Raw genomic sequence first — 7,695 nt, forward strand, 5'->3', positions numbered from 1 at the left:
CAAGTTTATTAATGAAAACTAAATACATTTAATTCTGATTATTAGTTCAAATATTCTTTTACATCAACTAAAGCTTGTGGAATTCCTGCTGGATTTTTACCACCTGCTGTTGCAAAGAATTTTTGACCTCCTCCGCCACCTTGGATTAATTTTCCAAGTTCACGAACGATTTTTCCTGCATCTAATCCTTTTTCTTCTACTAAGTTTTTAGCGATAGAACAAGTTAAAGTCACTTTTCCACCATTCTCAGCAGCTGCGAAGAAGAATAAGTTTTCGATTTCACCATTTAAAGCAAAAGCTAAATCTTTAATTCCACCTGCATCTAAATCTAATTTTTTAGCGATGATGTTTACACCATTGATGTTTTCAACTTCGTTCTTTAAACTAGATTTTAAGTTCAATGCTTTTTCTTTAAGAAGTTGCTCAATTTGTTTTTTCAAACTAGAGTTTTCTTCTTGTAAAGATGTAATTGTTTTTACAGGATCTTTTGCATTTTTAAGAGACTTCTTGATTTTTCCGAAAACAACATCTTGTTCTGCGAAATAATCTTGAGCAGCATCTTTAGTTATCGCTTCAATACGACGAATACCAGCAGCTACAGCTCCTTCAGAAGTGATTTTGAAATGCCAAATTGCAGCAGTACTTTGTACATGTGTTCCACCACAAAGTTCCATGCTTTCTCCAAAACGAATAGCACGAACATTTGCTCCATATTTTTCACCAAATAAAGCTACAGCTCCTTCGTCAATTGCTTTTTGGAAAGGAATACTTCTTTGTTCTTCTAATGGTAAATTCTCACGAATTCTAGCGTTTACAAAGTTTTCTACTGCTTTGATTTCATCTTCCGTCATTTTTGAGAAATGAGAGAAATCAAAACGTAAATATCTTGAACTTACTAAAGAACCTTTTTGTTCTACGTGAGTTCCTAAAACAGTACGTAAAGCTTGGTGAAGTAAGTGTGTTGCAGTATGATTACAAGCAGCTCTATGACGTTGTTTTGTATCTACAACTACGTGGAAACGTTGCGAAGGATCTGCTGGAATGTTTTTCGTGTAGTGAACGATTAAGTTGTTTTCTTTTTTCGTATTTTCTACATAAATCACATTTCCATTAGAAACTTCAATATATCCTTTATCTCCAACTTGTCCTCCTCCTTCTGGATAGAATGGTGTCATGTTGAAAACGATTTGATACATTTCCCCGTCTTTTTTAGAAACTACTTTTCTATAACGAGTGATTTTTACATCCGCTTCTAATAAATCATATCCGATAAACTCTTCAGCTTGGTCTTCCATCAGAACAACCCAATCATCTGTAGCAACTGCAGAAGCAGCTCTTGATCTATTCTTTTGTTTCTCCATCTCTTCTTTAAATTTATCCTCGTCTAAATCTAAACCTTTCTCTCTTAAAATTAAAGAAGTTAAATCAATTGGGAAACCATAAGTATCATAAAGTTCAAAAGCTTTTTGTCCGTCAACAATTTTTCCTTTTGTTTCTTCAATGATTCTGTCTAATAAAACTAGACCTTGACCTAATGTACGTAAGAAAGATTGCTCTTCCTCTTTAATTACATTAATTGCTAAGTTTTTGTTTGCTTTTAATTCTGGGAAAGCTTCTCCCATTTGTTTAGTTAAAGTTTCTACTAACTTATAAATAAACGGTTCTTTTTGGCTTAAGAAAGTAAATCCATAACGGATAGCTCTTCTTAAAATACGACGAATAACGTATCCAGCTCCATTGTTTGATGGTAATTGCCCATCAACAATTGCAAAAGAAACGGCACGAACGTGATCTGCAATTACACGAATTGCTACATCTACTTTTTCGTCGTTGTTTTCATATTTTGAATGTGTGATTGTTTCAATTTCACGGATTAATGGTGTAAATACATCTGTATCATAGTTTGATTGTACACCTTGAAGCACCATACAAAGGCGCTCAAATCCCATTCCTGTATCTACATGTTTAGCTGGAAGATTTTCTAAAGATCCATCTGCTTTTCTGTTGAATTGCATGAAAACTAAATTCCAAATCTCTACCACTTGTGGGTGATCTTCGTTTACTAAATCTTTTCCAGGAACTTTTTTCTTTTCTTCCTCAGAACGAATATCTACGTGAATTTCTGAACATGGTCCACAAGGTCCTTGGTCTCCCATTTCCCAGAAATTATCTTTTTTATTTCCAAGAATAATTCTGTCTTCAGGAACAATTGCTTTCCATAAATCGTATGCTTCTTGATCTAAACCTAAACCATCTTCTTTGCTTCCTTCGAATACAGAAACGTATAAACTGTCTTTGTCAATTTTATAAACTTCTGTTAAAAGTTCCCATGCCCAAGAAATGGCTTCTTTCTTAAAGTAATCTCCGAAACTCCAATTCCCAAGCATTTCAAACATCGTATGATGGTAAGTATCCATTCCAACTTCTTCCAAGTCGTTATGCTTACCTGAAACGCGTAAACATTTTTGAGTATCAGAAATACGAACAGATTCTGGTTTTCCGTGACCTAAGAAAAACTCCTTGAACTGGTTCATTCCGGCGTTTGTAAACATTAAAGTTGGATCATCTTTAATAACTATTGGCGCTGAAGGAACTAGCTTATGCTTTTTTGACTCAAAAAAGTCTAAAAATTGCTGTCTAATTTTCTGTGATTTCATAAAATGTTAATTATAAATATTATGTTTACGCAAGCTTAGATTAAGCATTTGTAAAACATTTTGTAAATTTGCTTTTTAATGAGGGTGCAAGTTACTGAAAATTGGCACCTAATTTGATGCAAAAATAATATATTTTTCATATTATGGCGAAAGTAAAATATTACTACGATCCGGAAACATTATCGTATAAAAAAATAAAAGTAAAACCAATAGATAAAATTAAGACAGCATTAGCCGTTTTGGTAGCTGGATTAATTCTAATGATTTGGGGATATTTAATTATTACTCCATTCGTTTATTCTCCAAAAGAAAAGCATTACAAAAGAGAAATCGACAATTATGCAATTCATATGGAGCTTATTCAGAAAAGATTAACTGAATATGAGAAAAGAATGGACGAAATTGCAGAAAGAGATAACAATATCTATAGACAGTATCTAGAAGCAAATCCTATTCCGAGAGAGCAAAGAAAAGCTGGTTTTGGAGGGGTGAATAGATATAAGAATCTACAAGGATTTGAAAATTCTGATCAAATTGAAGCAGTTACGAAAAGTCTAGATAATTTAGCAAATCAGATTTATGTACAATCAAAATCTTTAGACGAAATTGTCAAATTGGCAGAGGATAAAGAAAATATGTTGGCTTCAATTCCTGCAATTCAACCAGTTAAAAATGAAGATTTAAAAAGAATGGCTTCTGGTTTCGGAATGCGTATGCACCCAATCTTGAAATATAGAAAGATGCATAATGGAATGGACTTTACTGCAAATAAAGGAACTCCAATTTACGCAACAGGAAACGGAACTGTTGTAAAAGCTAAAAGAAGTTCAACTTTCGGAAATCACGTAATTATTGATCATGGATATGGATTTAAAACAATCTATGCACACATGAGTAAAATGAATACGAAAAAAGGAAAGAAAATTCTTAGAGGAGATGTAATTGGATATGTTGGAAATACTGGACGTTCTGCTGCACCACATTTACATTATGAAGTGCATAAAAATGGAAAACCAGTAAATCCAGTTTACTATTATTATGGTGATTTAACACCAGAAGAGTTTGAAAAGATGTTAGATGCATCTCATGAGGAAGGACAATCTTTAGACTAAAAAAATAGATTATGAATATCAATTTACCAGAAAAACGATATTATAGAATAGGGGAGGTTGCACAAGCCTTTAATGTAAACGCATCTTTGATACGTTTTTGGGAAAAGGAATTTGATATCATAAAACCAAAAAAGAATACAAAAGGAAATAGACTCTTTACACAAAATGATATTAAGAATTTTCAATTAATATTTCATTTGGTAAAAGAAAAAGGTTTCACTTTGGATGGAGCAAAGAAAAAATTAAAAGCTACTCCAGATAAAACAAAGAAAAACTTTGAGATTATTTCTAGATTAGAAGCTGTAAAAGCAGAATTAATCAAAATTAGAGAACAACTATAAAAAAGGAAAATTAGAAAAATGATAAATTCACATTTAACACAAGAACAAGTTCAAGCTATTCAGGCTAATTTCATAACAAAGGTTTATGGATGGATGACTTTAGCTTTAGTTATAACAGGTCTTACTGCGGTTTGGGCTGCAGGGAATGAAACGATTTCTCAAATGATTAGATCAAATAGATTGGTTTTATTTGGTTTAATTGGAGTACAATTATTAATTGTATTTGGAATTTCAGGAGCAATTAAAAGAATATCTGCACAAGTAGCAACTTTACTGTTTTTAGTTTATTCTGTAATTACAGGAGTTGTGCTTTCTTTCATATTTTATGCATATACAGGAGCTTCGATAGCTTCTACATTTTTCATTACTGCAGGAACTTTTGGAGCAATGAGTGCTTATGGATACTATACAAAGAAAGATTTGACTTCTTGGGGTAGACTTTTATTTATGGCGCTAATTGGATTAATTATAGCAACTATTGTTAATATTTTTGTTGCTAGCTCAATGTTATATTGGATTTCTTCATTTGCTGGTGTAATTATCTTCGTAGGTTTAACTGCTTATGATACACAAAAAATCAAGCAAATGGGATTACAAATTGCGCAAGGAGATGCTGAAATGGAGCAGAAAGGAGCGATCATGGGAGCGCTTTCATTATACTTAGATTTCATTAACTTATTTATCTATTTACTTAGAATTTTAGGAGATAGAAAATAAGATTTAAAACATATATTTTGAAAAACACTCTTTAATTTAAAGGGTGTTTTTTATTTTAGGTTAAAACTTTTTTGAGATGAATTTTAGAACAGAAATAAAAATTCCAGAAGCAGAAAATAAAATTGATTATAAATCTTCGATAGTTACTTTCGGGTCTTGTTTTGTAGAAAATATAGGAGAGAAGTTGGATTATTTTAAATTTCCGATTACTAAGAATCCTTTCGGAATTTTGTTTCATCCTGTTGCTATAGAAAATGCTGTTCGAGATATTGTAGAAGAAAAAAAATATGAAGAAAAGGATTTTGTCTTTCAAAATGAACGCTGGCATAGTTTTAAGCATCATTCTGTGTTTTCTAATGCTTCGTTGCCAGATTTAATTAAAAATACTTCAGAAGTAAATATTCAAACAAAAGAAAAACTTCAAAAAGCAACACATATTTTTATAACACTAGGTACAGCTTGGGTTTATGAATTTCTAGAATCTGGAAATTTAGTTTCTAATTGTCATAAAATTCCGCAAAAAGAATTTCAGAAACATTTACTTAAAACAGAAGAAATAGAAAATAGTCTAAAGAATATTATTTCGATGCTTAAAAAAGAAAATCCAGAAGTTTCTATTCTTTTTACAGTAAGTCCTGTGAGGCATATAAAAAATGGAATTGTAGAGAATATGCGAAGCAAAGCAAATCTATTAAGTGCAATTCATAATGTAATAGATCGAAATGAAAACTGTTTTTATTTCCCTTCTTTCGAAATTATGATGGATGATTTGCGAGATTATCGTTTTTATAAAGACGATTTTTTACATCCAAATAGCTTGGCAATCGAATATATTTGGGAAAAATTTCAAAAAACTTGGATTTTTTCAAAAATTTTTTCTGTGATGAAAGAAGTGGATTCTGTACAGAAAGGATTGCTTCATAAACCATTTAATCCTGATTCCGAGCAACATATAAAATTTTTACGCAAACTTAATATTCGAAAAGAAAATTTGTCGAAAAAAAATGATATAAATTTTTAGAAAAAATACTTGCAGGAATAAAAAAAGCTCGTATATTTGCATCGCAATCAAGCAAACGGTCTGGTAGTTCAGCTGGTTAGAATACCTGCCTGTCACGCAGGGGGTCGCGGGTTCGAGTCCCGTCCAGACCGCAAAAAGCTTCTCAATTTTGAGAAGCTTTTTTTGTTTTAAGTAATCAGAAAATTTAGGTTGGTTGCTTAATATTGTTCTAATAAATATCTCAATAAATCTGTTGTTGTAACGATTCCAGCTATTTTGTCCCCATCCATTACTGGAAGTGCGTGGAATTCGTTTTCAGATAATATTTCAGCTACTTCTTTAATTGTTGTTCCTACTTCTACTTTCACTAGGTTTTTTACCATTACTTGTTCTACAGTTAGCATATTGTATACTGCTGTGTCTACTGCAGCTCCACCATTATCTTCAGAATAAGCATCTACGAAGCTAATACGCATCAAATCTGTTAAACTTAAGATTCCTATTAGATTGTCACCAGAAACTACAGGAATGTGGCGAATGCTGTTTTCTTTAAATAGTTTTTCAGCATCTACAAGTGTGTTTGATAAATTTATAGTGATTAAGTCCGTTGACATAATTTTATTTACTGCTTCTCTTTTTTTCATCGATTTTAGTTTTATAAAGTTAATTAATTCAATTCCTTTGTTTTATATGGTAAATTTCATCATAACTAATTCTAAAATGACTGATAAATATCAATGAAAAAGCAATATCTTCTTTGTAATTTTATTAGGTATGTCTCTTAATATTCTAATCATCTAAAACTACACGAGTATCCATATTGAACATATCGCAGAGGTAACCATAAATTTCTGGTAATTTTTGTTGAAACTGGTGTGGTGTTTCGAAAAAGTGCTCTACCAAAACAGATAAAAACTCATATTGGTTTTCAAAAGCATAATTTCGAATATATTTTGAATCTAATATTTTTCGCTGCTCTTCTTTATTCTTTAGAAAGTTTAGTAATTCTTTATATTTAGCAATAAATCTTTTGGAAGTATAATTTCGGTATTTTAAGAAGCTAAAATGTAATCCATGTGTCAATTCATGGATTCCTAAATTTAAATTGTCAGAATTGTCCGCAAATCCTTCTAAGAAGTGTTTCCAAGAGAAAACAATTACTTTATATTTTGGATTTGCTTCTCCTTTGTGTTTTTCTTTCGATAATTGCGAATAATAAATATCTGGATAAATCAAGATATAATCAAAGCTCAAGTATAAATAGCGATCCAAACCAAAAGTAAGCATAATAGCTGTAGCAGCAATCAGGAGCTCCATTTCTCTTGTAACTTTTAAGTCTTTTCCTATAAATTGATGATTTTTGATAAAAACCAAAACTCGATGTTCAAAAAGACATTTCTGAAAAGGTTTTAGTTTTCGATAAAATTCGTTTTTCTCGGCAATTATTTTTTTCTCACTCTTTTTCATTCTTTTTGGGAAAAGAACAATTCGAAGCGGATTTTTTCTTAATACTAATCTTGTGTTAGTAGGATTTTGCATTTTATTTTTTTTAGAAAGGATTTAAGTTTAAATTTTAAATCAATTCTAAAATTAATAAATATTATTCAATTATAGTTTTAAAGCTTTTTCAAAAAAATGAGAAGAGAGAGTTAAGGTCAATTAAGGTGCTGCTATTTTTGAAGTTATTTTGTATTATTGTTGAAATGGAAAATGAGAAACAGTGAAAGAATAAAGTTAGTTTTAGATAATAAACATTATCACGATTAAAATTGTATAAGATAAAAAAAGACTTCAAAAGGTTATAGTTTTGTTTCTACCAAAAAATAATCCTAAACCTCCGAAGTCTTGAGCAAATTTAATTCATTATT

General features: G+C 30.9%; 7 protein-coding genes and 1 tRNA gene. 5 read left to right on the forward strand and 3 right to left on the reverse strand.

Annotated elements, in window-relative coordinates:
- Window positions 1–41: 41 nt before the first annotated feature.
- Window positions 42–2,657 (reverse strand): alanine--tRNA ligase, encoded by a 2,616-nt coding sequence (gene alaS / locus I0K12_RS21325; RefSeq protein WP_196890211.1) that lies wholly within the window; start codon window positions 2,655–2,657, stop codon window positions 42–44.
- 143 nt (window positions 2,658–2,800) lie between these two features.
- Here alaS and I0K12_RS21330 point away from each other — a divergent pair, with 143 nt between their 5' ends.
- The 5 genes from I0K12_RS21330 (at window position 2,801) to I0K12_RS21350 (ending at window position 5,979) form a co-directional block, all read left to right on the forward strand.
- Window positions 2,801–3,769 carry a M23 family metallopeptidase gene (locus tag I0K12_RS21330; protein WP_196890212.1) on the forward strand — a complete coding sequence of 323 codons (969 nt, stop codon included), beginning with the start codon at window positions 2,801–2,803 and terminating at the stop codon, window positions 3,767–3,769.
- Window positions 3,770–3,780: 11 nt separating this feature from the next.
- Window positions 3,781–4,110 (forward strand): MerR family transcriptional regulator, encoded by a 330-nt coding sequence (locus tag I0K12_RS21335; protein WP_196890213.1) that lies wholly within the window; start codon window positions 3,781–3,783, stop codon window positions 4,108–4,110.
- Between the two features lie 18 nt (window positions 4,111–4,128).
- Window positions 4,129–4,827 carry a Bax inhibitor-1/YccA family protein gene (locus I0K12_RS21340; RefSeq protein ID WP_196890214.1) on the forward strand — a complete coding sequence of 233 codons (699 nt, stop codon included), beginning with the start codon at window positions 4,129–4,131 and terminating at the stop codon, window positions 4,825–4,827.
- Between the two features lie 76 nt (window positions 4,828–4,903).
- Window positions 4,904–5,848 (forward strand): GSCFA domain-containing protein, encoded by a 945-nt coding sequence (locus I0K12_RS21345; protein WP_196890215.1) that lies wholly within the window; start codon window positions 4,904–4,906, stop codon window positions 5,846–5,848.
- 57 nt (window positions 5,849–5,905) lie between these two features.
- Window positions 5,906–5,979, forward strand: a tRNA-Asp gene (locus I0K12_RS21350).
- A 66-nt stretch (window positions 5,980–6,045) separates the two neighbouring features.
- Here I0K12_RS21350 and I0K12_RS21355 read toward each other — a convergent pair.
- Window positions 6,046–6,471 carry a CBS domain-containing protein gene (locus tag I0K12_RS21355; protein WP_196890216.1) on the reverse strand — a complete coding sequence of 142 codons (426 nt, stop codon included), beginning with the start codon at window positions 6,469–6,471 and terminating at the stop codon, window positions 6,046–6,048.
- Window positions 6,472–6,616: 145 nt separating this feature from the next.
- Window positions 6,617–7,366, reverse strand: coding sequence for a zinc-dependent peptidase (locus tag I0K12_RS21360; protein ID WP_196890217.1), 750 nt, complete (start codon window positions 7,364–7,366; stop codon window positions 6,617–6,619).
- Window positions 7,367–7,695: the final 329 nt, after the last annotated feature.

The sequence above is a fragment of the Aureivirga sp. CE67 genome (assembly GCF_015767245.1).
Lineage (GTDB): Bacteria > Bacteroidota > Bacteroidia > Flavobacteriales > Flavobacteriaceae > Aureivirga.